Below are 23,432 nucleotides of genomic sequence, written 5' to 3' on the forward strand. Positions count from 1 at the left end.
AACTCGGTCGAAACCTGAAAAACTACAGCGAGTTATCTCAGCAGGAAGCCGTTACCAACAGGGTCATCATTTTCCCGCCAGAATGTCGCTTCTCCGCTGTAATGCGCTTTGCCAGCCACCTGAGCAACGATGGCATCATGTGGTCCGCACTTGGTGTCTGCGTAATAGGTGCCTTCAAAGCTGGTTGCGATCAGGCTTTCAAACCGACGGGTTTGGCCTTTGCTGATCAGGCCCTTTGCAGCTTGCGCAGCCAAACGTGCAGTCACACCAGAACCTGTCGGGCTACGATCCACTTGGCTGTCCGCAAACACACAAATATTGGCAGTCGGATCAGAGCTGTAAGCGTCATTCCCATCAGTGAGAATGGTGCCATAGAGGAATGCAAGGTCCGCATCATCAGGGTGCTGAAGAGTAACAGCCGCGCGGATCGCATCGCTTACCGCATTCGCCGCATCAACAAGGTCTCTTGTTCGTGATTTCTGAACATCCAGCCCAAATGCGGAAGCCGGTGCCAACCCGTAAAACGCGCCACCGTAAGAGACATCAACAGTCAGCTCGCCCAACCCTTTCACATCTACGGTTGCATCCCGTGAATGCAGGAACGCGGGCACAGAATGGAAGGACACTGCGCCCGTCACGCCATTCTCAACTTCAACGGACGCGACCACCAGACCGCATGGGCATTCAATGCGTACTTCGGTGACAGGAGACTTCGCCTCAACCAGCCCATGATCGATCGCATAACGGCCCAGAGCGAGCACTGCATGACCGCACATAGTGCTGTAGCCTTCGTTGTGCATGAACAGTACGCCAAAATGAGCGTCCGGATGGGAAGGCTCAACAAGGATCGCGCCATACATGTCAAAATGGCCGCGAGGCTCAAACATCAAGAAGTGCCGAAGATGATCCAGATTGTCTCGGGTAAATCTGCGCTTCGCCAGAATACTCTCGCCGGGGATCTCCGGGTAGCCGTCAGTCACAATACGAAGTGGCTCACCACCAGTATGCATGTCGACAACACTTATTTTCTGTTGCTTATCCATGTTCTCCCCCGCAACTAGTCGGAATGCCTTATTTCCGAACTGATTGTCTTTGAATAGAGCTCCTGCTGCGCACTCCGTTTGATTGGCTGCAACCAGACAACAAGAATGCGCTCAGGTAAAAGTTGAGCACCTTCATAGCCTGCGTGGGGGACACGCTCAATACACTGTGAAATATTACTGCTCAAGTGATTTGGAGTTTTTCTTAAGATGTTGGTGGCTCTGGGTGTTTATGGCGGCTTGTTTGCATTCTCTTTTCTAGCTGCAACGCTCGCTCCCGGCTCTTCAGAAGCTGCCCTCAGTGGCCTGTTGTTGGCTGGAGGATGGGACCCGGTGATCCTGATTGCCTCCGCATCCCTGGGCAATGTTGCAGGTTCTGTCTTCAACTGGTACTGCGGTCGCTTTCTGTCACATTACAAAGAGCGTTCCTGGTTTCCGGTCAAAGAGCATCAATACAAGAAAGCAGTGCGCTGGTTTAAGCGTTACGGTCAGGCCTCAATGCTGCTCGCATGGGTGCCGATTATCGGTGATCCGCTCACAGTCATTGCTGGCACGCTACGCATGAAATTTATGAATTTTCTGGTGCTGGTTGCTATCGGCAAAGTCGCCAGATACCTATTTGTGTATTACGCAGTCACGGCTTGGCAGGGATAAACTGTTGATCCCGTCCGATATGCAGTAATCATTTTTGATTAGAGTGAATCACTGAACTCTATGGTTTTTATAGATAAAATTGATATTATGTGTGTAGTGCAATTTTCTATTACTTAGCGGAAATATCGACAACTCAAAGGGGGGATGGTAGAGAAAAACGATCTTTACTCGAACCCATATTTTGGAAATGCCTTCGTCCACGTCTAACGTCTCTATCGCCTATCGAAAACTGAAGCAGGCTATTCTTGAGAACCGGCTCGGCCCCGGCACTCAGGTGCTTGAACAGGAAGCTGCTACCCAGTTGGAAATGAGCCGCACCCCGGTGCGGGAGGCCATGCTGATGTTGCAGAAGGATGGCCTCGTTGAAATGCGCCCTCGTCAGGGCATGCGCGTTCTTCCAATCACGGTTGGCGACATTTCGGAGATCTACGAGATCCTTGAGGTTGTTGAAGGCCTTGCGATCCGAAAACTCGCCGAAAAGCCGATCAATGAAAAAGAGGCCCGCGCTCTGGAAGACTCCGTCACGCTGATGGACCTTTCGTTAGAACGCGGCGACCTAAGCGTCTGGGCTGCGGCTGACAAGAAGTTCCACGAAGACATCGTCAAATTCAGCGGTAATGTGCACTTGGAGACAGTTTTTTTGCAGTTATGGGATCGTTCCCAGCGTGCACGAAACATGCTCTTGAAGGCACATGGCGCACCTGTAAACTCCGCTCAGGAGCATTGGGAACTGTTAAAGTTCATCAAAGAAGGAAAAGCAGCTGAAGCTGTCGAGTTTCAGAAAAGCCTGCGTGCGGAAGCGGCAGAGCAAATCTGCAAAATGATCTTTGATGTTATGGGCGGAATGGTCCCCTCATAAAAAAGCGGAGCCAAAGCCCCGCTTTCCTGTGAAATCTGATCTGAACTTAATCAGCCTGCCATAGGTGGCCCGGCTTGCCGGTGACATAACCGTTCGCCAGAGCTCCTGGCAGTGGCAGTCCCTGCAAACGTGCCTCTGCTTCAGCGCTCTCAATCTTGCCATCAACCAGATCACGATAGATCTCGATAACTGCAATCATGTCGATGTCCTGAGGCGACAGACGCAAACGACCAATGCCTTTGGTAAGCAGTTCATCACGGTTCATCGTGATCGCCTGCACGCTGTGAGACAAAGTCTGAATGCCGTTTGCTGCAAGGAACTTCTGGTCATCCAGAGTTGTCACGTCCATGCCATCCGGATCACGATCACAGATGAACTGGCAGTTATCCTTATGCAGCTTGTGCGCACGTGCGTGGTAGCAGCGGCCAGAAACAGCTAATGGCAGACGGCCAAATGCAAACAGCTCAATCGTCAGATCTGGCAGGGCCTGCGCAATCGCCTCAACCGACTTCATCGGCAACTCAACAGGCGGGCAGAATGTTTCCATGCCCAGGTTCACCAGAACCTTCGCAGTCTGCTCGTTGTAGATGTTGAGGAACGGACCACCCACAAACGGCTGACCAGAGCGCTTGTGCACCCCAGCAATGTCGTTAGCTTCGACCAGTTCACCATCTTCAGAAAGCGCGCTGATGGACTTGCGGTCACGAACAGTCACGGGCAGAGCGATGGTGGAGAACACAACGGTCTTGCCTGCATTGGCAAGGCGCTCATAAATCTCTGGCCACACCTTGTCGTTAAACGGCATACGCTTACCGCAAATCACCTCGCCGATGTAAACGCGCTCAACAGGCGCTTCATCTGCAATACGGGCGTAAAAGTCGACGAGCTTCTCGTTGGACCAGTTGAAGAAGTTGGGACCTAAGGAAAGTTCAATCTTGCTCATGTTCTGTCCTTATCTCCAGATCTTCTTATAAGCGCCGGTGGTTTCGCGCCCACCTTCAGTCATCGCGCTCAACATGGCGGATACTTCTTCTTCTGCGTTGCCGCCTGCATCCATGGCGTCGACTGCCGCACGGAAGGCCTTCACCACTTGAGAGATGTAGGCTTTACCGCGTTGACGACCTTCAATCTTACAAGCAGTCACGCCGGCTTTCTGAAGGCGTGGCAACAAGCTCGCCGCGTTCAGGCTGACAGGATCTTCAAACAAGTAAGAGGTCTCGCCCTCTGCCTTGAAGCGCCCCTTACAAAGTGTTGGGTAGCCAGCTGTTTCGCCTTCACCAAAGCCATCAATGGTGAAACCACCCAGACGCGCATAGAGATTGCTTCCATCTTCATCGTAGGAAACATCGCCAGGAGGAGAGCACACGCCGGTCAGGTTTGGAGACTTACCGGTTGCGTAAGAAGAAAGCGCACAGCGCCCTTCCGTCATCACACAGAGGCCACCAAAAACGAAGACCTCGGTTTCAACCGTGATCTCCTTGTTGAGTTTGACGATTTCCTCAACGGACATTACGCGCGGAAGAACCACACGCTGAACACCAAAGGTATCCTGATAAAAGCTGATGGACTCAGGCGTTGCAGCAGCCGCCTGAACGGAGAGGTGCAAACGCAGGTCCGGGTGCTTTTCTTTAGCGTAGTCAAGCACGGCAATGTCTGCCGCGATGATCGCATCAGCGCCAGAAGCAGCAACAGCATCTACGGCGCGCTTCCAGATATGCGTATCGCCTGCACGGGCAAACGTGTTCACAGCCACAAGAACATGCGAGCCATGTTTGTGAGCAAGACGGACACCGGCATTCAGCTCTTTTTCAGAGAAGTTCAGACCGGGGAAGTTACGTGCGTTGGTTTCGTTGCGCAGACCGCAGTAAATGCTGTGTGCGCCCGCTTCTGCGGCGGCTTTAAGAGCAGCTGGTGTACCGGCTGGGCAAACAAGCTCCAGCGACGGATTATTATCGTTGCGCTGTCCAAGCATAAAACACCTTCCAGAAAATAACAGAGTGAACCACTTGGTTCGCGCAGGGCGCTCCCACCCTGCAGCGGCAATCAGGAAGTGGCAGTTGGTGCGTCGAGTAGTCGGCGCAGATGATCTAATGTCTTGTTGGTTGCCCCATCCACGACCTCACGCGGACGACCATTGAAACCCAGGAACTCAGCAGGCGAGAGATCGGCTTCTTCCATGGTGTTGCGAAGGGCAAGTACGGCATCCGTATCGCCCTCAATCACCAGATCGCGGGTGAAAAACACAGCATCACCATCATAGGTGCCATCAACCAGCCCTAGCAGAACGATGAGCGGTCCGGAGATGCGTGCAGCACCTTCAGGAGCATCTTTCCGCTTGAACATCTCAACAGTTGCGTGCTCTCCGTTTGGAATTAGGCGGAACACGTGCGGGATATCAATCGGATCAATAATGAAATGCGAGCGTTTGTAGATATCCAGACGCTCAAAGAGATCTGGACGGGTGCGGGCAAGCCGGCGCACTGCCTTGGTCAGAGCAAAGCCAAGCGGAGGAACCGGCAAGATGCCGAGAGCTTTTTGCAGGGCAGGAGGAAACAGGCCTCGGTCCGGTTTAAAGAACATACTTTAATCTCCACTGATCAGTATCCTCTCCTATTAATCCTAGCGGCACTCATCATTGATGGAGGTCAAGGAACTGAAAGGCTACTGCCTTCAAATCTGTGTTAACCCGGTGGACAGATCCTAAGTTGGCCGCGGTAATCTGGTAGCGACCCTTTGATCTGGTAATGGAATGTATTGGCGTACAGAAAAGAAGTTCGAGACACTCTCCAGCTTTCTCAATGTGTTAGAAGCACAGCAGGAGCTTGTAAAAGTAAAGGCTCCGGTCTCGGCTCAGTTCGAAGCCACCGAAATCCATCGTCAGGTGATTGAGCAGGGCGGTCCGGTTCTTCAGTTCGACAATGCACTCACATGTTCAGGAACTCAGAGCAGCATGCCGCTGCTTACGAATGTGTTCGGCACCCGCGAACGCGTCGCTCTTGGCCTTGGCTGTGCGCCCGATGAACTGCCTGCCTTGGGCGAGCTGCTGGCCTACCTGCGCTCACCGCAACCACCAAAGGGCCTGAAAGGCTTCATCGACGCCTTACCCGTCGCAAAAGCAGCATGGGCCGCCAGACCGAAACGCCTAAGATCCTCTCCGCTGATTGATATGCCGGTGGATCTGGAGCAGCTGCCGGTCCAGATGTGCTGGCCAAATGATGCTGGACCATTGATCACGTGGGGCATCGTCATCACCCGCCCTCCGGGAAAAGATGATCCCTCCCAATACAATCTCGGCATTTACCGTGCTCAGGTTATTGGCAAGGACAAAGCCATCCTACGTTGGCTTGCCATGCGTGGCGGAGCAGCACATCACCGCCTCTGGCAGGCACGCGGTGAGCGTATGCCTGTCGCTGTTGTCATAGGCGCTGATCCAGCCACAATCCTGTCTGCCGTGATCCCAACACCGTCAGACGTCAGCGAGTTGATGATCTCTGGAGTGTTATCTGGCGGCAGACCGGAGCTGATCCCATGCAAGCACGTAGACCTGCACGTGCCAGCATCCTCGGAGATCGTTCTGGAAGGCTTCGCTGAACCGATCGAAACAGCCGAAGAAGGCCCGTTTGGCGACCACACCGGCTATTACAACGACCCTGATCAGTTCCCAGTATTCAAAGTGTCGGGTATCCGTGCCCGCAAGGACCCAGTTTACATGAGCACCTTCACCGGCAGAGCGCCCGACGAACCAGCTGTTCTTTCTGAAACCATGAATGATGTCTTCTTGCCACTCCTCAAGCAACAGATCCCGGAGGTCGTCGATCTGTGGTTGCCGCCAGAAGCCTGCTCCTATCGAATTGCAGTTCTCAAAATCAAGAAGAGCTACCCGGGTCAGGCGCGTCGCGTCATGATGGGCATGTGGTCTCTGCTGCCTCAGTTCACCATGACAAAGCTGATCATTACAGTTGATGAAGACATTGATTGCAGAAGCTGGAGCGATGTGATGTGGGCAGTCGCCACGCGCATGGATCCATCTCGTGACCTTGTCGTTCTGGACCGGACTCCGGTTGATACGCTGGACTTCGCATCCGGTATGGAAGGGCTGGGCGGGAAGCTTGGTATCGACGCGACAACCAAGATCGGTTCTGAAACACGCACCGACTGGCCTGAAGTCATGCGCATGCCAGAAGAGCTGACCAAGAAGGTTGAAGACCGCTGGGATGAACTGTTCCCCGGTGGTCTGCCGAAAAAACAGAACAAAGATCAGCCAAACGATGCTATCTCTCCAGCAGAGAAATCAGGTTCTTCTGAGGGAAGTGAGTAATCTGCATGGCCAAGCGCATCATTGTTGGAGTTTCCGGAGCATCTGGAGCTCAACTTGCTCTGAAGACACTGGAAATCCTGCAGGTATTGGATGTTGAAACACACCTTGTTCATTCCAAAGGTGCGGTTGCCTCTGTCCAACATGAGCTTGGCGATGATGGTGTTGACCAGTTGCGCGCGCTGGCTTCTGTCACATACGCACCCGATGAGATGACTGCCTCAATCGCCAGTGGGTCATTCCACACCGATGGCATGATCATCACGCCCTGTTCCATGCGCACCTTGTCAGGTGTGGCCTACTCATTCTCTGACAACTTGCTGACCCGTGCAGCAGATGTAGTTCTGAAAGAACGCCGCAAGCTGGTTCTCGTTCCTCGTGAGACACCGTTGCATGAAGGTCATCTGGAAGCGATGCTTAAGGTGACTCGGATGGGTGGAATTATCACACCACCAGTGCCTCCATTTTATGCAGATATGCAAAACAAAGAGGATATGCTCAAAGAAATTGCGGCCCGTGGGATTAATACACTAGGAATTGACCCGGGTGTGAACATGACTAAGTGGCAATAGACTTATCCTGGGTTACTTTATTGTAATCTTATGAAAATTCACCGCCCACTTTGCGGCTTAAGTTTACAGCTGGCAGCTACCTTCACTTCAGAATTGAATAGGTAATTTCTATTCAATTTTAATAGAAAAATACTAAAGGTGAAGATAATGTCCCTGTGTTTCAAGCGCCCCCTCTGGTTTGGCCTCTTTGTGTTTTCGGCTCTTTTCCTAGTGTTAGCGCTGGGTCAAAAAGCGAACGCAACCTCCATCACTCTGGATACAACTGATACCGAGCTTTGCGAAGTTCAGGTCACTATCGGACCGGAAGCTCCAAACGGACCCATCCATAGATTCACTGATATCGATACCGATGATCGCTATACCTTCCAGACGAACAAACTCTGCAATCGTCGTTCTGTAGGTGGCGAAGCATGTACAGGTGAGTACACCGAGTGGGCATGCTGTGAAGCAAAAGATGGTGAGGACATCACCTGCAGAGTGCCTTAAATAAGGTCTCCCAGCTCGACTGCACAAAAAACGACCTTCTCTAAGTCGGCACAATTTGCCAACATAGTTCCTGCGACGAGTATTTTATGTCGAGGAATAAATGAAAACGATTGGCTTATTGGGAGGAATGAGCTGGGAGAGCACTGCTACTTATTATAGGCTGATAAATCAGCAAACACGTATGCGGCTCGGCGGGCTTCACTCTGCTGAGCTGTTATTGTGGTCCTTCGATTTTTCTCAGATCGAATTGCTTCTTGCTCGCGGTGAGTGGGAAGAAGCGGGCAGCTTGCTAAAACAGGCGGCACATAAGTTAGAAAGTGCCGGTGCTGATTGCATTGTGATCTGTGCGAACACAATGCACAAAGTCGCCTCCTACATCCAGGATGGTTTGACGATCCCATTCATTCATATTGCTGAAACAACTGCGACTGCCATTCAAAAGGTAAAACGCAGAAAACCACTTTTGCTTGCAACACGTTATTTGATGGAACATGATTTTTATGTAAAGCGATTAGAAGAACTCCATGGAATGTCGGTTGTCGTCCCTGACAATGGAGGGCAAGCCGTCGTCCATGACATTGCATATAATGAGTTGTGTCGGGGGCAGATTAACGAGGATTCTCGCCGCACTCTTTTGCAGATTGTAAGGAAGGCTCAGGATCAGGGCGCAGACAGCGTCATTCTGGGCTGTACGGAACTTGGGCTGTTGGTGGGACAGGAGGATATTTCCGCTCCGGTCATTGATAGCACCACAGAACATGTTCGCGGAATTTTGGATTTTGCATTGAAAAAAGAAAGTGAATTTGAAGATCTAATCTAATCAGCGGGAATTTGCCCGCTTCAGGAGGGAAAATAATGAAAAAACTATGGGTCTCTGCCTTATTGGCAGCAGGGCTAGCTCTACCTGCTCAGGCGCAGGAGGCAGCAGACAGCGTCGCGCCGGAAATGGCAAGCGGCATCTCCGACAAGCAAATGGTGACTGCGCAAAAATTTATGGTAGTCGCCGCAAACCCGCATGCATCTCAGGCTGGTTTTGATGTCCTGAAAGCAGGTGGCAACGCCATCGATGCAATGGTTGCCGTGCAGCTGATGTTGGGATTGGTTGAACCTCAGTCCTCAGGTATCGGTGGCGGCGCTTTTCTCGTCTACTACGATGCTGAAACAGGCAAGCTGACCACATATGATGGTCGCGAAACCGCTCCAGCCTCTGCAACGCCAGAGCTGTTCCAGAACGAAAACGGCGAACCGCTCAAGTTCTATGATGCTGTTGTCGGTGGTCTGTCAGTCGGAACGCCGGGTACCGTCAAGCTGCTCTATGATACCCACGCAAAGCTGGGGTCATTGCCGTGGGCGGACTTAGTCGCACCTGCGATCAAGCTGGCAACGGACGGCTTTGAGGTCTCTCCACGCCTGAACGCTTTGATCACCAAGGATCAGGAGCGTCTCTCTCGCTTCGAGACAACAAAAAACTACTTCCTGCCAGACGGAAAACCTCTTCAGGTTGGGCATCTTCTCAAGAACCCTGAGTATGCAGCCACACTGACAGCAATCTCCAAAGATGGTGCTGATGGCTTCTACTCGGGCGCTATTGCAAAAGCGATTGTGGAGACTGTTCAGTCTGCCAAAGGCAATCCAGGAAAGCTCGCCCTTGAAGATCTCGCAAACTACAAGATCAAAGAGCGCGCTGCGGTTTGTGCAGAGTATCGGGCTTATGAAGTCTGCGGCATGGGGCCACCATCATCTGGTGCTTTGACTGTTGGCCAGATCCTCGGTCAGCTCAACAGCTACGACCTACCTTCCATGAACTCTGGCGACCCGAATGCATGGCGTCTGATTGGCGATGCATCACGTCTCGCATTTGCGGACCGTGGTCGTTACATGGCGGATAGCGATTACGTGCCAATGCCAACCAAAGGCCTTGTAGCACCAGCTTATCTGAAAGAGCGTGCTGAGCTTCTGAGCGGCGATAAAGCGCTGTCTAAAGAACAGGTCGTACCGGGCAACCCAACCTGGGATCACGCCATGCTGCTGGCTGATGATGAAAGCATCGAGCTGCCATCCACCAGTCACTTCTCCATTGTGGATGCGAACGGCAATGCTGTTTCTATGACCACCACCATTGAGAACGGCTTTGGCTCTCGCCTGATGACCAACGGTTTCCTGCTCAACAACGAGCTGACAGACTTCTCATTCCGCACTCACCGTGATGGCGTGCCGATTGCAAACCGTGTTGAACCGGGCAAACGTCCACGTTCTTCCATGGCACCAACAATCGTCATGAAGGATGATAAGCCATTTGTTGTTGTTGGTTCTCCAGGCGGCAGCCGCATCATTGGCTATGTGGCAACAACACTGGTCGCAAATCTGGACTGGGGCATGAACATTCAGGAAGCGATCTCCATGCCGCATCTGGTCAACCGCTTTGGCACCTATGACCTTGAAAAAGGCACCGCAGCCGAAAAGCTGCAACCAGCTCTGGATGCGATGGGTTACAAAACCAACGTCCGTGATCTCAACTCCGGTCTGCACGGAATTGTGATTACAGCTGATGGCCTGCAAGGTGGGGTGGACCCACGCCGCGAAGGCCTTGCTCTAGGTGAATAAATCCCGGAACTGACATTCTTGAGGCTCGGGTGATCTGTGCAATTGTCGCCCGAGCCTTAGGGCTCTGCTAAGCGTATACCAAAGTGCGCTCTTAAGCGGTTTCTCACCGTCGTGGTAGCTAGAAGCTCTCGCAAGTGGCTGCGCCCAATGGCATCGGCCCCCAGAGGTGCCGGTGGCCAATGACGGAGCTAACTCAAAATCACTCTCATGATGACTGTATGCCTTCGGTGACACACCGATGGGTGCTCTTGGCTGCCATGAGCTTCATCCTCGGCTTAACACTGTTGGACGAGACGGTCGTCAGTTTAGCGCTGCCAACCATCTCCGAAGAGTTCGGCATGACGCTCACTCAGGCGCACTGGGTGGTAAACTCCTATTTGCTGATGTTTGCGGCACTGGTTGCGCTGGGCGGTAAGCTCGCAGATCTGGTGAACATCAACTATCTGATCCTGTCGGGCATGATCATCTTCGGTCTGGCCTCACTGGCCTGCGGCTTTGCGCCAAACGGAAGTTTTCTGGTTGGGGCACGAGTGGTGCAGGGCATTGGCGCCGCGATCATGTTTCCTCTTCCGATCGTTGCAATCTCTCGTATTTTCCCACCTGAACGACGAGGATTTGCGCTGGGTATCTTTGGTTCCATCGCCACGATTTTCCTGTCCTCAGGGCCGCTGGTGAGTGGGTACTTCACGAGTTACTTCTCATGGCGTTGGATCTTCTGGATCAACCCGCCCTTTGTCCTGATTGTCTGTTTGGTGATTGCCCTTGCTCCACTGAAAGGCCGGGTCGCTCATGGACCAGATCGGGATATCTCAAACTATTCCTTCGACTGGCTGGGCTTCATCACGCTGCTTGTCGGGCTGTTCTTCTTCGTTCTGGCCATCATGCAAGCGCCCGAATGGGGCTGGTCCTCAAGAGATATCCTGCTGTCTTTCATTATCGGAGTGACTGCTCTGACGATCTTCGTCTGGAATGAACTCCGCAGAAAAGCACCACTCATACAGGTGCGTTTCTTCAGAAAACCGTCCTTCGCTGTGGCAGCCTTTGTTGTCTTTCAGGCGCAATACTCCAAAATCGTGATGTTCATTTTTGGAGCATTGTATTTTCAGGATAAACTCGGCTTTGCCCCATTCTTCGCCGGCCTTGCGTTGATGTCCGCAGTCGTGATGAATGCGGCAACCGCAGGCTTAAGCGGCGTATGCGTTGATAGGTTTGGAGTTCGTACCCCTGCAATGTGTGGGCTCTTCGTGCTCTCCAGCGCCACACTCTGGCTTACCGCCTTCATCGCACAGGACGACTACTGGCTGCTGTTGCCAGCGCTTCTTGCATGGGGGGCAGCCATGCCACTGTTGTTCCTGCCTTCCATGAAGTCATCGGTAGACTCTGTGGAGCTGACAAAAAAAGGCCAAGCGAGTGGGGTGATGATCACCTCTCAGATGCTGGGCGGAACAATCGGCATGTCCATCTCTAGCTCAATTTTCCTGTTCACGCAAAGCTACGAGTTTGTCTTTGGCACCGCAGCAGCTGTAACGTTGCTTTGCTACTTGCTGTGCTATTTCCACTTCGGGAAGGGCCTTGAAACTGCCGATACGAGCAGTCGGGACTGATCATTCAACCAGTCCCACTCAATGCTTAAGCTGCTTGAGAGTACACGCGCTTGCCATCAATATAAGTGGCTGCAATGGCGCGATCATCACCAAGGATCATCTGGATAAACAGCTGCTCAATCACGTTGTTGGCGTATGCCATCCGATGCCTGATAAGCGGGGTTGAAAGCGGATCAATAATCGCAAAATCAGCTTCCATACCCACTTTGATGTTACCGATCCTGTTTTCCTGATAGAGCGCCTTCGCCGAGCCAACCGTTGCCAGATAATACGCTTGTACCGGATGCAGTGAGTATCCCTGCAACTGAGCCACTTCATAAGCTGTCCGCATGGTGGTCAGCATGGAAAAGCTGGAGCCACCACCCACATCCGTTGCCAGGCCAACGCTGATCGGCTCATGTGTAAAATGCGAGCCGCGCACATCAAACAAGCCGGAACCAATGAAGGTGTTCGAGGTTGGGCAGTGAGCGATTGATGTTCCTGTTTCGTGAATGAGCGATTTCTCACGGTCATTCAGGTAAATGCCGTGCCCAAGAATGCAGCCTTTGCCAAGCAATCCAAAGTGCTCATAAACACCAACATAGTCAGGATGCTCAGGATAAAGCTCACCAACCCATTCCAGCTCCTGACGGTTTTCAGAGGTATGGGTTTGCAAAAGCACCTCAGGGTGTTCTTTCCAGAGTGCACCGGTCGCTTCCATTTGCTCTGGCGTGGAGGTAGGCGCAAATCGTGGCGTGATGGAGTAAAGCGCACGGCCCTTTCCATGCCACTTCTCCAGCAATGCCTTGGATTGATCGTAGCCAGTCTGAGCCGTATCACGCAGGTTTTCTGGCGCATTGCGGTCCATCATCACCTTACCGGCAGCAATACGCATGTTGTAACGCGCAGCCTGCTCAAACAGAGCATCAACAGATTCAGGGTGAATGGTGCAGTAAACTGAAGCGCTGGTGATGCCATTGGCAAAGCTCTGCTGCAAATAAACATCAGCAGCACGCCGCGCATAATCGATATCGCCAAACTTGGATTCAGCGGGGAAAGTATAGGTGTTCAGCCACTCAATCAGCTGTGCGCCATAAGAGGCGATCACCTCAGTCTGCGGATAGTGGACGTGGCAATCCACGAAACCCGGCAGAATGAACTGGCCGCTGTGGTCATGAACCACCGCATCATCCGGCAATGTCTTCAGCAGCTCTGCTGCATCGCCCACAGCGGTGATCTTGCCGTTTTCAGTTACGACAAGTCCATCAGACCAGTCAGTCAGAGCCTCTGCCGGATTATCGCAAAACGGATCGCCGCTAAATTGAAACACATGGCCGCGAAGCGCTGTAATCGTCCGTACAGTCTCTTGCATCAGATCTTCCCCGGGAATTGAACCAAACAGCCATAACTAACGTAAATTCCGGCATGGAGCGAGGGGAAATACGTAGTTACCCGGGAGAGATCTGAGAACAACGTGATGCGAGTAAGAGATCAGTCCTCTTCTACTGCTGCTTCATTGAGTTCAACGTCAATCATCAGGTCAGCCGCAATTCCTTCAAGCGCCTCAGACACTTCCGTCGGAGACAGGTGAGGTGGAATGATAATGCGGGCATTTGCGCGGAACATCAGATCACCACTCATGGAACCCGGTTCCACCAATGATTCCAGAGTTTCAATGCTCACATGCAAATCCGCCAGTACGCTGGAAACGCGGCTGATCATACCGGGTTGATCTTGCCCCAGAATATGAAGAAGCGCATGAGCACCAGCTGGAGCATCACCCGTATTGTGCTCGTGAATGCCGATGGTCAGACCCAGCGTTTCAAGCTTGATCAAAGCTGCTGAGAGATCCGCTGCCTGTGCTTTGTCAACATGCACACGAACAATCCCTGCAAACTGACCTCCCAAACGTGAAAGGGAACTATCGATCCAGTTTGCCTTGTGATCAGCAACCACCTTGGAGATTTCACCAACCAGACCTGGGCGGTCATCAGCAACGACGGTGAGGACAAGCTCTTTTTTCATAACGCATTCTCCACAAAAGCGACCCTCTTAATAGGCTGGGGCCTGTCTATAATAGCAATGCCAGATGCAGGTGTAAGTCAAACACTTCGATCAAGTTCCCCGTAATTTTGCACCTAAGAAAACCTCTGGTATCGACCAATTGCGCAAATTATCAGCTTGCTATCTCCAGGGGGGGCAACTAGCGTGCTCCACGTAAAACTATGGACGGCGTCCCGTGACGGACTGAAATGGATTTCGGGGGCGGTCGACCCACATCGGGGACCAGAATCGAAGCTGTCTGACGAAGTAATGTGTGAAGCTGCGGACCGTTGGTGCGCGGCCGATGTTCTATTTCGTCGGTCCATCTATTGTCTTTGCGACGTCTCCTTAAATGACAGCGGAACCCCCTGTTGCCTTTGGCAATGGAAGGCACTGCTGCATGTTGGAGATAGAACATGTCTTATTATTTGAAGCCTGTGCTCCTTGCCGGAGTAATGGGTCTTTCCTCGTCTGCTGCCTTTGCACATGCTGGCCATTTGGGTGAGCTTGCAGGCCACAGCCACTGGATTGGTATCGCTGCTGTCACCGGCGCAGCAATCATCGCTGGATTAGCAGCCAAAGCCAAAAAGCGATCCGCATCTGCTGAAGAAACCACGCCAGATGCCGCCGAGACCGATGGCGGTCTCACTCCAGAAAGCGCAGAAGCAGAGCCAGCATAATGACGAAAAAAACAGAAGAAAAACTCGGCGTCATGATCTGCGGACATGGCAGTCGAAACAAAGGTGCAGTCGCCGAATTTGCACGCCTTGCAGAAGGTATTCGTGAAAGATTTCCTGAGTTGCCAGTGGACTATGGCTATCTGGAATTTGCGAACCCAGTGATCCATTCAGGTCTCGACAATCTGCGAGAGCAGGGCTGCACGCGCATTCTGGCTGTTCCGGGCATGCTGTTTGCTGCAGGGCACGCGAAGAATGATATTCCTTCCGTGCTGAACACCTATCAGGCCAAGCATCCTGAAGTGTCTATTGAGTATGGCCGCGAGCTTGCCGTCGATACCCGCATGGTACAGGCCGCTGGTGCGCGCATTCAGGAAGCCATTGATGCAGCAGGTCCTGATGTAAAACCGGAAGAAACCTTGTTGATGGTTGTTGGCCGCGGCGCATCAGATCCGGACGCAAACTCCAACGTTGCCAAGATCACCCGCATGCTTTGGGAAGGCTTCGGCTTTGGTTGGGCGGAAACCTGCTACTCCGGTGTAACTTTCCCGCTGGTTGAGCCCGGTTTGGAGCATGCTGTCAAGCTTGGCTACAAGCGGATCATCGTGTTCCCATACTTCCTGTTCACCGGCGTCTTGGTTCAGCGCATCTACAACTTCACCGATGATGTTGCCGCGCGCCATCCAGATATCGAGTTCATCAAAGCTGGCTATCTCAACGACCACCCGAAGGTCATCGACACAATGCAGGAGCGTGTCACAGAGATCCTTGAAGGCTCCAACAACATGAACTGCCAGCTCTGTAAATACAGAGAGCAGGTGCTCGGATTTGAAGCAGAGATCGGCTTGCCGCAGGAAAGCCACCACCACCACGTGGAAGGCTTGGGTGATGAGGCTGAGTGCAAGCTATGCGATGTGACGTGCACAGGTGAATGCGACAGCAAAGGTGCGCACTCCCATGATCATGCGCACAGCCATTCTCACGACCATAGCCACGGGTATGGACATCATCACCACCACCACCACCATCATGGTGATGACCACGGGCATGATCACCATCATCATCCGTATCCGCATGCAGATCACCCTCTCGGGCCAAAATCCATGCTGAAGGATGATGCCTGAGTATGGGCCAGAACATGAATGATGAGGTTCTGGCACCCTACGATTACATTAAGGATCCTGCCGAAATCTATCGGCAGTCCTTTTCTATCGTACGGGGGGAGGCCGAACTTGAAAGCCTGCCAGAAAACCTGAGACCTATCGCTGTTCGCCTGATCCACTCCTGTGGGATGACCGACATCCCGCAGGATCTGGCTTATTCTGAAGACGTTGTCGCTAAGGCCAATGAAGCTTTGCGAAATGGCGCTTCTGTTCTGACAGATGTGGAGATGGTTGCTCACGGTGTGATCCGTAAATATCTGCCGGCAAACAATCAGGTTGTCTGCACTTTGAACGAGGCAGTGGTTCCTGAACTGACAAAACAGCTTGGCACAACAAGATCAGCTGCTGCCGTTGAACTCTGGAAACCGCATTTGGATGGCGCTGTGATTGCCATCGGCAATGCGCCGACGGCTCTGTTTCATCTGCTGGAGATGATCGCCAGAGGCGCCCCAAAACCGGCAGCTATTCTCGGCTTCCCGGTTGGCTTTGTTGGTGCTGCAGAGTCGAAACAAGCGCTAGCAGAAAGCACGCTCGGCATACCGTTTCTGACCCTTTCGGGGCGCAGAGGTGGCTCCGCAATTGCAGCAGCTGCAGTCAATGCGATGGCCGCAGGCCTGCCCGAAGAAAAGAGCCCGGAGGCATCAAAATGAGCAGTCAAACTGCACCTTGGCTCACAATCATTGGTATTGGGGAGGATGGTTTTGATGGCCTGTCCCCAGCAGCCCAATCAGCCCTGCAATCGGCTTCTCTGATTTATGGCGGAGCCAGACACCTGGAGCTTCTGAATGGAGCCTCGCAGGATATCTCCTGTGAGATGAAGGCATGGCCATCTCCCCTGACAAAAGGCATTGAAGAGCTTGCATTGCACCGCGGTCAGAACACGGTTGTCCTCGCGACCGGAGATCCGCAATGGTTCGGTATCGGCGCAACGCTTCATCGCCAGTTCAGCGCTGAGGAAATTGAGGTCATTCCGCATCTCTCAGCCTTCTCGTTGGCCGCAAGCCGCTTGGGGTGGTCTCTGCAAAATGTAGAAACACTCAGCCTGCATGGACGGCCTTTGGATACCCTGCGCGGTTTCCTCTACCCGGGAGCACGGATCATCGCGCTCACATCAAACGGCGCAGCTCCGGGAGAGATTGCTGATCTGCTCGCAGATGAAGGTTACGGGGCGAGCTCACTAACTGTTCTTGAGCATCTTGGCGGCCCTCAGGAGAAAGTAAGCTCCTGCGAAGCTGAAGAGTTTAATGGCGAAGCCGCAGAGCTGAACACCGTCGCAATTGAAGTCAAGCCAATCCCCAACACGCCTGTTTTGTCACGCACGCCAGGCCTGCCGGATTCTGCATTCCGGCACGATGGCAAGATGACCAAGCAGGAAGTGCGCGCAGTCACGCTTGCCAAACTTGCCCCTATTCCGGGCCAGCTCCTGTGGGACATCGGCGCAGGCAGCGGTTCCATCGGCATTGAGTGGCTCCGCGCTGCAAAAGATACAAAGGCCGTTGCCATTGAACCGCTGGAAAAGCGGCGTGTGTTCATTCGTGGCAACGCTGCTGCTCTGGGCACGCCTCAGCTGCAACTCATTGAGGGCAAAGCCCCTGAGGCACTTGATAATTTGCCGCAGCCAAATGCGATTTTTGTTGGAGGTGGCCTCACGTCAACAGGTATACTCAAAACATGCTTTGACGCACTGCCATCAGGAGGTCGCTTGGTTGCCAACGCTGTAACTCTGGAAGGAGAGCAGGTGTTGGCCGAGGGCTGGAAGAAGTTCGGCGGAGAACTGTGCCGGATTGCAATCTCCAGAGCGGATCCCATCGGCGGTCTCACGGGCTGGCATCCTTTGATGCCGGTGACACAATGGAGCTTGGTGAAGTCATGACTGGTACGCTTTATGGCGTTGGTCTTGGACCAGGAGATCCTGAGCTTTTGACATTGAAAGCTCACCGGCTCATTTGCTCCGCAAAAACACTCGCCTATCCCGCAGCCGTTGGAGTGCCAAGCTTCGCCCGCCAGATAGCCGCGCAGTACATCCAAGAGGGAACCTCTGAGATCCCGATTGAAATGCCAATGAAGGTCGACCGGTTCCCTGCAAAGGAAATCTACGATCAGGCGGCAGAGACAATCTCGGTCAAGCTGCAAGCTGGTGAGGATGTCGTCGTCCTGTGCGAAGGCGATCCATTCCTCTATGGCTCCTTCATGTACCTCTACGAGCGCTTGAGGGGAGACTTCGACTGCGAAATCGTGCCGGGCGTTTCATCCGTAAATGCCTGCGCTGCTGCTTTGGGAAGACCACTCGCAGCTCGCAATGAGGTGCTCACGATCATTCCGGGCCCGTTGGAAGATGAGCAACTGGAACAGCGGATTATGCAGTCAGATGCCTTCGTCATCATGAAGGTTGGGCGCCATCTGCCCCGCGTGAAAGCTCTGCTCGAAAAACTGGGATTACTTGGTGCTGCCGGATACGTCGAACGTGCGACCCTGCCGGAAATGGTGGTGTCCCGCTTGGCGGACTATCCAAACGAAACCGCACCGTATTTTTCAATGATAATTGTCTATAAGGGAGAAGAGGCATGGACGTTGCACCCGCAATCGTTGTGATCAGCCCGGTCGCTTTAAAAACGGCTCAGAAGCTCTCCACTGTTCTGGATGAAAGCCTCATTCACGGCTTTGCACGACGTGGCTCAAAGCCCAACGTCGATTATCATCTCTCCTTCTCGGAGCCGATGGACCATCTGCGGTCCTTGTTCCAGTCAGGCACACCAATCATCGGCATCTGTGCTGCCGGTATTCTCATTCGCGCCCTAGCGCCAGTCTTGGCAGAAAAGCGCAATGAACCGCCGGTAATTGCGGTATCTGAAGACGGCTCAAGCGTTGTGCCCCTGCTGGGTGGCCACCGCGGAGCAAATGCCCTCGCCCATGAGATTGCGGAGATCTTAAAAGGTCACGCTGCCATCACCACGGCAGGCGATAATGTCTTTGGCATCGCGCTGGATGATCCCCCAGAGGGCTGGACACTCGCCAATCCAACAGACGCCAAATCCGTGATGGCTCACATGCTGGCAGGTGATACCGTGAAACTCTCAGGGCAAGCAGATTGGCTGGAAGCTGCAACCCTTCCTGTCGCTGAGGATGCGGATCTGGAGATTGTTGCGACAGAAGAACCTCAGGATGGACATCACGGAAAGCTGGTGTTCCACCCGCAAACACATGTGGTTGGTCTTGGCTGCTCTCGAGGGTGTTCGCTGGAAGAGCTTGATGATCTTCTCCAGAAGGGATTGGAACAAGCAAACATCTCAATCGGCGCCGTTGCTGCCTTTGCCAGCATCGACCTGAAGGCCGATGAAGTGGCAATGAACAAACTCGCCGCCCGCTACAACAAGCCTTTCCGCCTGTTCACAGCTGAGGAACTCAACGAACATAAGGAGCGCCTGCAAAATCCATCGGATGTGGTTTTTGCTGAAGTCGGTTGCTATGGCGTCAGTGAAGGCTCTGCCCTGGCCGGTGTCGAGTCATTCGGCGTGCTCGTGTTGGAAAAGCAGAAAACCGCCAACGCCACAGTCGCCATTGCCAAAGCATCCGCTCCAATCAATCACGAAAAGATTGGCCGCGCTCGAGGCCGCCTACACGTGATCGGCATCGGTCCGGGGCAGGAAGCGTGGCGCACGCCGGAAGCGTCCAGTTGGTTGGCCGAAGCGGATGAAGTGGTTGGTTACGGCCTCTATCTGGATCTGGTTTCCTCACTCATCAGAGGCAAGCAACGCCATGCTTTCCCTCTGGGCGCTGAAGAAGAACGCGTCCGCTTCGCGCTCGAAAGAGCAGGGCAGGGCCATAACGTAGCACTGGTGTGCTCTGGAGATTCTGGCGTCTATGCCATGGGTGCTCTGGTCTTCGAACTGCTGGACCGCCCGCAGGAAAACGGTGGTGTCAGCGATGCGGCTCGCCGCGTTGAAGTTGCGTCTGCTCCGGGTATTTCAGCCATGATTGCCCTCAGTAACCGCATTGGAGCGCCGCTCGGCCATGACTTCTGCGCCATCTCCCTGTCAGATCTTCTGACACCATGGGAGACAATCCAGCAGCGTCTGGAAGGAGCCGCCATCGGTGACTTCGTGATTGGGTTCTACAATCCAGTCTCCAAACGCCGCCGCACGCAGCTGGCATGGGCACGAGAAAAGCTGCTCGAACATCGCCCAGAAAACACACCTGTCATTCTTGGCTCCAACATCGGGCGTGAGGATGAGGCCATCTCCACGACCACCTTGAAGGATCTTAAGGTCGATGATGTGGACATGCTGACCACCGTAATTGTGGGATGCAGCCAGACCCGATTGGGCGGGGACGGTCAGTCTCTGCACTTCGTCTACACACCGCGTGGCTATGCCAAGAAGATCGACGCACCGACAAAAGAAACGGAGACTGTAGCGTGACGGTTCATTTTATTGGGGCAGGGCCGGGTGATCCTGAGCTGATCACTGTGCGGGCGCTGAGGCTTATCGAAACCTGCAAAGTCTGTCTCTACGCCGGTTCACTGGTGCCACCTGCAATTGTCGAAGCTGCGCCTGATGATGCGCTCGTCATGGATACAGCTTCCATGACCTTGGATGAGATCATCGACGAGATCGCGAAGGCTCACGAAAAAGGGCTGGATGTCGCTCGTGTCCACTCCGGCGATCCGTCCATCTACGGCGCAACTGCAGAGCAAATGCGCCGCTTGGATGAACTGGGCATTGAGTATGATGTGACGCCCGGTGTTCCTGCCTTCGCAGCAGCTGCGGCTGCGTTGAAAACGGAACTGACGATTCCGGAAATCGCGCAGAGCATCATCATCACCCGAACTTCAATGCAATCCTCTGGCATGCCTGAGGGTGAGGATCTGGAAACCTTGGGGCGTTCAGGGGCCACTCTGGCAATTCACTTATCTGTCAGAAACTTGGGCGAGATCTACCGCAAGCTCTCCCCGCTTTACGGTGAGGATTGCCCGGTAATCATCGCTTATCGCGTGGGCTGGCCTGATGAAGCATTCATTCATGGAACCCTGGCCGATATCCGTGAGAAGGCAAAAGCCGCAAAGATCACCAGAACTGCGCTTATCTTTGTTGGTCCAGCCTTGAAAGCGGGCAAGGAATTTCGTGATAGCGCGCTCTATGACGCCAACCACGTGCATGTTCTGAGGCCAAAAAAGAAGGCAAAAGCGACAGCCTGATCAGCTCAATCAGAAAGAAGCGGACCACCATTCTTCGCTTCTTTCAGCCACCACATGAGCAAATGATCCCATTACGCGCCCATTAATGTGGCCCAAAGGATCAAGCTCATGATGTTCAGCATCCTGAGCTGCAAAGAGGGATGGAGCTTCTGACTTAACAGTCAATGTCGAGTAATGAAACTCATGGGCTCCCAAAGGCTTGAGCCAGGGGAAGCCAGATGCACCAGCAGCTTCAGTTGCCTTGAGCTTGCGATAACCAAGGTGCAGCTTCCGGTCTGCAAAGCTGGTTTCGATCGGCAGAAGACCAAGCATCTCGTGGGACTGACCACTTTTGTCCGTCAAAGCGTCGCCCAGCACCATATACCCGCCGCACTCACCATAAATCAGCTTGCCTGCATCGGCCGCCGTTTTCATTCCACTCTTGAAGCCGTTGGAATGAGAGAGCTTTTCAGCATGAAGCTCAGGGTAACCGCCACTCAGGAACACTGCGTCTGCGTCAGCGGATGGGCCTTCATCTGCCAGCGGAGAGAAGAAGGAGAGGGTAACGCCTTGTTTTTGCCAGTCACTCAGCAGGTGCTCATAGCTGAATGCAAAAGCAATATCTTTAGCAATCGCAATATGTTGTCCAAGTGGTGGCAGATGCGAGATGCCAGTGAGCTCTTTGTTCTCTCTTGCGGGAATAGCAAGCACCTTCGTCAATCGCATCAGCGCTGGCACGTCGACACTTTCAGCCGCGACCTCACCTGCCGCATTCAAAAACTCTTCCAGATCCTCACGTTCACTCGCCTGCACAAGGCCAAGATGCCGCTCTGGCAGAGCCAGCTTTTCAGAGCGATAGAAGGCTCCTAACACGATCACATTCAGCTGCTCCAGCGCATGCCGCAAAATCCGCTCATGCCGTTCAGAGCCGACACGATTGAGAATAACACCGGCGATGTGGCAGTGCGGGTGATAGGTCAGGAAACCATGAACCAGTGCCGCGACTGATTGCGCCTGAGACTTGCAGTCCACCACGAGAATAACAGGCAAACCCAGATGCACGGCAAGCTCAGCAACAGAGCCGGAACCATCCGCAGCCCCGTCAAACAAGCCCATCGCTCCTTCAATCACAACGATATCGCTGTGCTTTTCCTGCTCTGTGGCGTTGAGAGAGAGTTGAGCCAGTGACATGGCCCAGGCATCATAGTTCAGGCAAGGACGACCGGAAGCAGCACTATGGAAAGCCGGATCGATGTAATCTGGCCCGGATTTGCCGGAGGAGATCCGAACCCCGGTATCACGAAGAGCACGCAGCAACGCCAGAGTAATGGTTGTTTTGCCAGACCCTGAGGATGGCGCTGCAATGACGAAACCCTTCGCGATGGTCATAGGGCAGGTTCCTCTTCCTTTTGAGAGGTGCGAGCCAAAGCTGGCTCAATCCAGTTCAATTGCTCTCGCAAATTTACGACATCACCCACAACGACAATAGCAGGCGGCTTCAATCCGCTCTTCGCAATGTCATCAGCGCAGGAACTAAGCGTAGTTTCCAGTACCTGTTGATGCTGTTGCGTGGCGTTGCAAATCACTGCAACAGGCTCGGCAGCGCTTCGTCCACCATTCATCAGCTTTTCTGTAATCAGCGAAATATGCTTCATCGCCATATACATCACGATCACGGGTGATCCTTTGGCAAGAGCATCCCAGTCCAGTTGGTCTGGCGCAACCCCATTCTGATCATGACCTGTGAGGAACGTAACTGCTTGATTAACCCCGCGGTGGGTCGCAGGAATGCCCGCATAGGCTAGCCCACCAACACCCGCCGTAATGCCGGGTATGATACGGAAAGGAACTCCGGCTTCCACCAGCGCAAGCGCCTCTTCACCACCGCGACCAAACACAAACGGATCACCGCCTTTAAGCCGCAACACACGCCTGCCAGATTTTGCCAGTTCCACCAGCTTAATCGAGATGCTGGACTGCTTGGGGGAGGGTTTCCCGCCGCGCTTTCCCGCGTAAATGATTTCAGTCTCATTCCCGGCCAATTGAAGAATGCGCTCATCTACCAGTGCGTCATAAACAATAACGTCAGCTTGTTGCAGGCCATTCAACGCATGCAGGCTGAGAAGGCCGGGATCACCAGGCCCGGCACCCGCGAGCCAAACCCATCCGGTTTCAAGAACTGGAAATTCAAATTGGGGGAGGGAGATATCGATCAAGCGGCTCTCGCATATTATGTGATTTTGCGTAGCAATTTAATTGGAAA

23 protein-coding genes are annotated in these 23,432 nt (G+C 53.3%); 15 read left to right on the forward strand and 8 right to left on the reverse strand.

Annotated elements, in window-relative coordinates; genetic code table 11:
* Positions 1 to 32: 32 nt before the first annotated feature.
* On the reverse strand, positions 33 to 1,043 hold the full coding sequence (locus PJE062_RS09330) for a proline racemase family protein (RefSeq protein ID WP_037036431.1): 1,011 nt from the start codon (positions 1,041 to 1,043) through the stop codon (positions 33 to 35).
* Between the two features lie 207 nt (positions 1,044 to 1,250).
* On the opposite strand from PJE062_RS09330, the gene PJE062_RS09335 reads away from it, so the two are divergent.
* Together PJE062_RS09335 and PJE062_RS09340 are read left to right on the forward strand one after the other, a co-directional pair.
* Entirely contained in the window at positions 1,251 to 1,694 is a 444-nt protein-coding gene (locus PJE062_RS09335; protein WP_008548222.1) for a YqaA family protein, read from the forward strand.
* Positions 1,695 to 1,881: 187 nt separating this feature from the next.
* On the forward strand, positions 1,882 to 2,553 hold the full coding sequence (locus tag PJE062_RS09340; protein ID WP_008548542.1) for a GntR family transcriptional regulator: 672 nt from the start codon (positions 1,882 to 1,884) through the stop codon (positions 2,551 to 2,553).
* A gap of 46 nt (positions 2,554 to 2,599) precedes the next feature.
* Here PJE062_RS09340 and PJE062_RS09345 read toward each other — a convergent pair whose 3' ends face one another.
* The 3 genes from PJE062_RS09345 to PJE062_RS09355 all read right to left on the reverse strand — a co-directional run bounded on the left by PJE062_RS09345 (position 2,600) and on the right by PJE062_RS09355 (position 5,133).
* Complete coding sequence (locus PJE062_RS09345; RefSeq protein WP_008548506.1) at positions 2,600 to 3,496, reverse strand: U32 family peptidase; 897 nt, start codon at positions 3,494 to 3,496, stop codon at positions 2,600 to 2,602.
* Between the two features lie 9 nt (positions 3,497 to 3,505).
* A complete protein-coding gene (locus PJE062_RS09350) occupies positions 3,506 to 4,525 on the reverse strand; it encodes a peptidase U32 family protein (protein ID WP_008548238.1) in 1,020 nt (339 codons plus the stop codon).
* Positions 4,526 to 4,596: 71 nt separating this feature from the next.
* Complete coding sequence (locus tag PJE062_RS09355; RefSeq protein WP_008548529.1) at positions 4,597 to 5,133, reverse strand: SCP2 domain-containing protein; 537 nt, start codon at positions 5,131 to 5,133, stop codon at positions 4,597 to 4,599.
* A 169-nt stretch (positions 5,134 to 5,302) separates the two neighbouring features.
* Between PJE062_RS09355 and PJE062_RS09360 the strand changes: the two genes are divergently transcribed.
* The 6 genes from PJE062_RS09360 to PJE062_RS09385 all read left to right on the forward strand — a co-directional run bounded on the left by PJE062_RS09360 (position 5,303) and on the right by PJE062_RS09385 (position 12,134).
* Positions 5,303 to 6,871, forward strand: coding sequence for a UbiD family decarboxylase (locus PJE062_RS09360; protein ID WP_008548366.1), 1,569 nt, complete (start codon positions 5,303 to 5,305; stop codon positions 6,869 to 6,871).
* Between the two features lie 5 nt (positions 6,872 to 6,876).
* Entirely contained in the window at positions 6,877 to 7,440 is a 564-nt protein-coding gene (locus PJE062_RS09365) for a UbiX family flavin prenyltransferase (protein WP_008548492.1), read from the forward strand.
* Between the two features lie 147 nt (positions 7,441 to 7,587).
* Positions 7,588 to 7,926 (forward strand): hypothetical protein, encoded by a 339-nt coding sequence (locus PJE062_RS09370; protein WP_008548363.1) that lies wholly within the window; start codon positions 7,588 to 7,590, stop codon positions 7,924 to 7,926.
* Between the two features lie 100 nt (positions 7,927 to 8,026).
* Positions 8,027 to 8,746 carry an aspartate/glutamate racemase family protein gene (locus PJE062_RS09375; RefSeq protein ID WP_037036434.1) on the forward strand — a complete coding sequence of 240 codons (720 nt, stop codon included), beginning with the start codon at positions 8,027 to 8,029 and terminating at the stop codon, positions 8,744 to 8,746.
* Positions 8,747 to 8,781: 35 nt separating this feature from the next.
* Positions 8,782 to 10,530, forward strand: a complete 1,749-nt coding sequence (gene ggt / locus PJE062_RS09380) for a gamma-glutamyltransferase (protein ID WP_008548309.1) — start codon at positions 8,782 to 8,784, stop codon at positions 10,528 to 10,530.
* A gap of 218 nt (positions 10,531 to 10,748) precedes the next feature.
* Entirely contained in the window at positions 10,749 to 12,134 is a 1,386-nt protein-coding gene (locus tag PJE062_RS09385; protein WP_208982229.1) for an MFS transporter, read from the forward strand.
* A 25-nt stretch (positions 12,135 to 12,159) separates the two neighbouring features.
* On the opposite strand, the gene guaD is transcribed toward PJE062_RS09385, so the two are convergent.
* Together guaD and PJE062_RS09395 are read right to left on the reverse strand one after the other, a co-directional pair.
* Positions 12,160 to 13,485 (reverse strand): guanine deaminase, encoded by a 1,326-nt coding sequence (guaD, locus tag PJE062_RS09390; RefSeq protein WP_008548330.1) that lies wholly within the window; start codon positions 13,483 to 13,485, stop codon positions 12,160 to 12,162.
* 119 nt (positions 13,486 to 13,604) lie between these two features.
* Positions 13,605 to 14,138, reverse strand: coding sequence for a glycine cleavage system protein R (locus PJE062_RS09395; RefSeq protein ID WP_008548327.1), 534 nt, complete (start codon positions 14,136 to 14,138; stop codon positions 13,605 to 13,607).
* Between the two features lie 434 nt (positions 14,139 to 14,572).
* On the opposite strand from PJE062_RS09395, the gene PJE062_RS09400 reads away from it, so the two are divergent.
* Genes PJE062_RS09400 through cobM form a run of 7 tightly spaced genes read left to right on the forward strand, consistent with a single transcriptional unit; the run spans position 14,573 to position 21,190 of the window.
* The gene (locus PJE062_RS09400; RefSeq protein ID WP_008548751.1) at positions 14,573 to 14,836 is read left to right on the forward strand and encodes a DUF6732 family protein; all 264 of its coding nucleotides are present in this window, start codon (positions 14,573 to 14,575) and stop codon (positions 14,834 to 14,836) included.
* Positions 14,836 to 15,957 (forward strand): sirohydrochlorin chelatase, encoded by a 1,122-nt coding sequence (locus PJE062_RS09405; protein ID WP_008548636.1) that lies wholly within the window; start codon positions 14,836 to 14,838, stop codon positions 15,955 to 15,957. Before PJE062_RS09400 ends, PJE062_RS09405 begins: the two co-directional genes overlap by 1 nt.
* Before the next feature lie 2 nt (positions 15,958 to 15,959).
* Positions 15,960 to 16,646 carry a precorrin-8X methylmutase gene (locus PJE062_RS09410; protein WP_008548262.1) on the forward strand — a complete coding sequence of 229 codons (687 nt, stop codon included), beginning with the start codon at positions 15,960 to 15,962 and terminating at the stop codon, positions 16,644 to 16,646.
* Positions 16,643 to 17,869 carry a bifunctional cobalt-precorrin-7 (C(5))-methyltransferase/cobalt-precorrin-6B (C(15))-methyltransferase gene (locus tag PJE062_RS09415; RefSeq protein WP_008548654.1) on the forward strand — a complete coding sequence of 409 codons (1,227 nt, stop codon included), beginning with the start codon at positions 16,643 to 16,645 and terminating at the stop codon, positions 17,867 to 17,869. Before PJE062_RS09410 ends, PJE062_RS09415 begins: the two co-directional genes overlap by 4 nt.
* Positions 17,866 to 18,588: a precorrin-2 C(20)-methyltransferase gene (cobI, locus tag PJE062_RS09420; RefSeq protein WP_208982230.1), complete on the forward strand. Its 723-nt coding sequence runs from the start codon at positions 17,866 to 17,868 to the stop codon at positions 18,586 to 18,588. The genes PJE062_RS09415 and cobI overlap by 4 nt, the downstream gene beginning before the upstream one ends.
* A complete protein-coding gene (gene cobJ, locus PJE062_RS09425; RefSeq protein ID WP_008548801.1) occupies positions 18,561 to 20,414 on the forward strand; it encodes a precorrin-3B C(17)-methyltransferase in 1,854 nt (617 codons plus the stop codon). The genes cobI and cobJ overlap by 28 nt, the downstream gene beginning before the upstream one ends.
* Positions 20,411 to 21,190, forward strand: a complete 780-nt coding sequence (gene cobM / locus PJE062_RS09430) for a precorrin-4 C(11)-methyltransferase (RefSeq protein ID WP_008548413.1) — start codon at positions 20,411 to 20,413, stop codon at positions 21,188 to 21,190. Before cobJ ends, cobM begins: the two co-directional genes overlap by 4 nt.
* 9 nt (positions 21,191 to 21,199) lie before the next feature.
* Here cobM and PJE062_RS09435 read toward each other — a convergent pair whose 3' ends face one another.
* Both PJE062_RS09435 and cobA read right to left on the reverse strand, forming a co-directional pair.
* A complete protein-coding gene (locus PJE062_RS09435; protein WP_008548765.1) occupies positions 21,200 to 22,558 on the reverse strand; it encodes a cobyrinate a,c-diamide synthase in 1,359 nt (452 codons plus the stop codon).
* Positions 22,555 to 23,385, reverse strand: a complete 831-nt coding sequence (gene cobA, locus PJE062_RS09440) for a uroporphyrinogen-III C-methyltransferase (RefSeq protein ID WP_008548437.1) — start codon at positions 23,383 to 23,385, stop codon at positions 22,555 to 22,557. The genes PJE062_RS09435 and cobA overlap by 4 nt, the downstream gene beginning before the upstream one ends.
* Between the last annotated feature and the right edge of the window lie 47 nt (positions 23,386 to 23,432).

Source organism: Pseudovibrio sp. JE062, assembly GCF_000156235.1.
Taxonomy (GTDB): Bacteria; Pseudomonadota; Alphaproteobacteria; order Rhizobiales; family Stappiaceae; genus Pseudovibrio.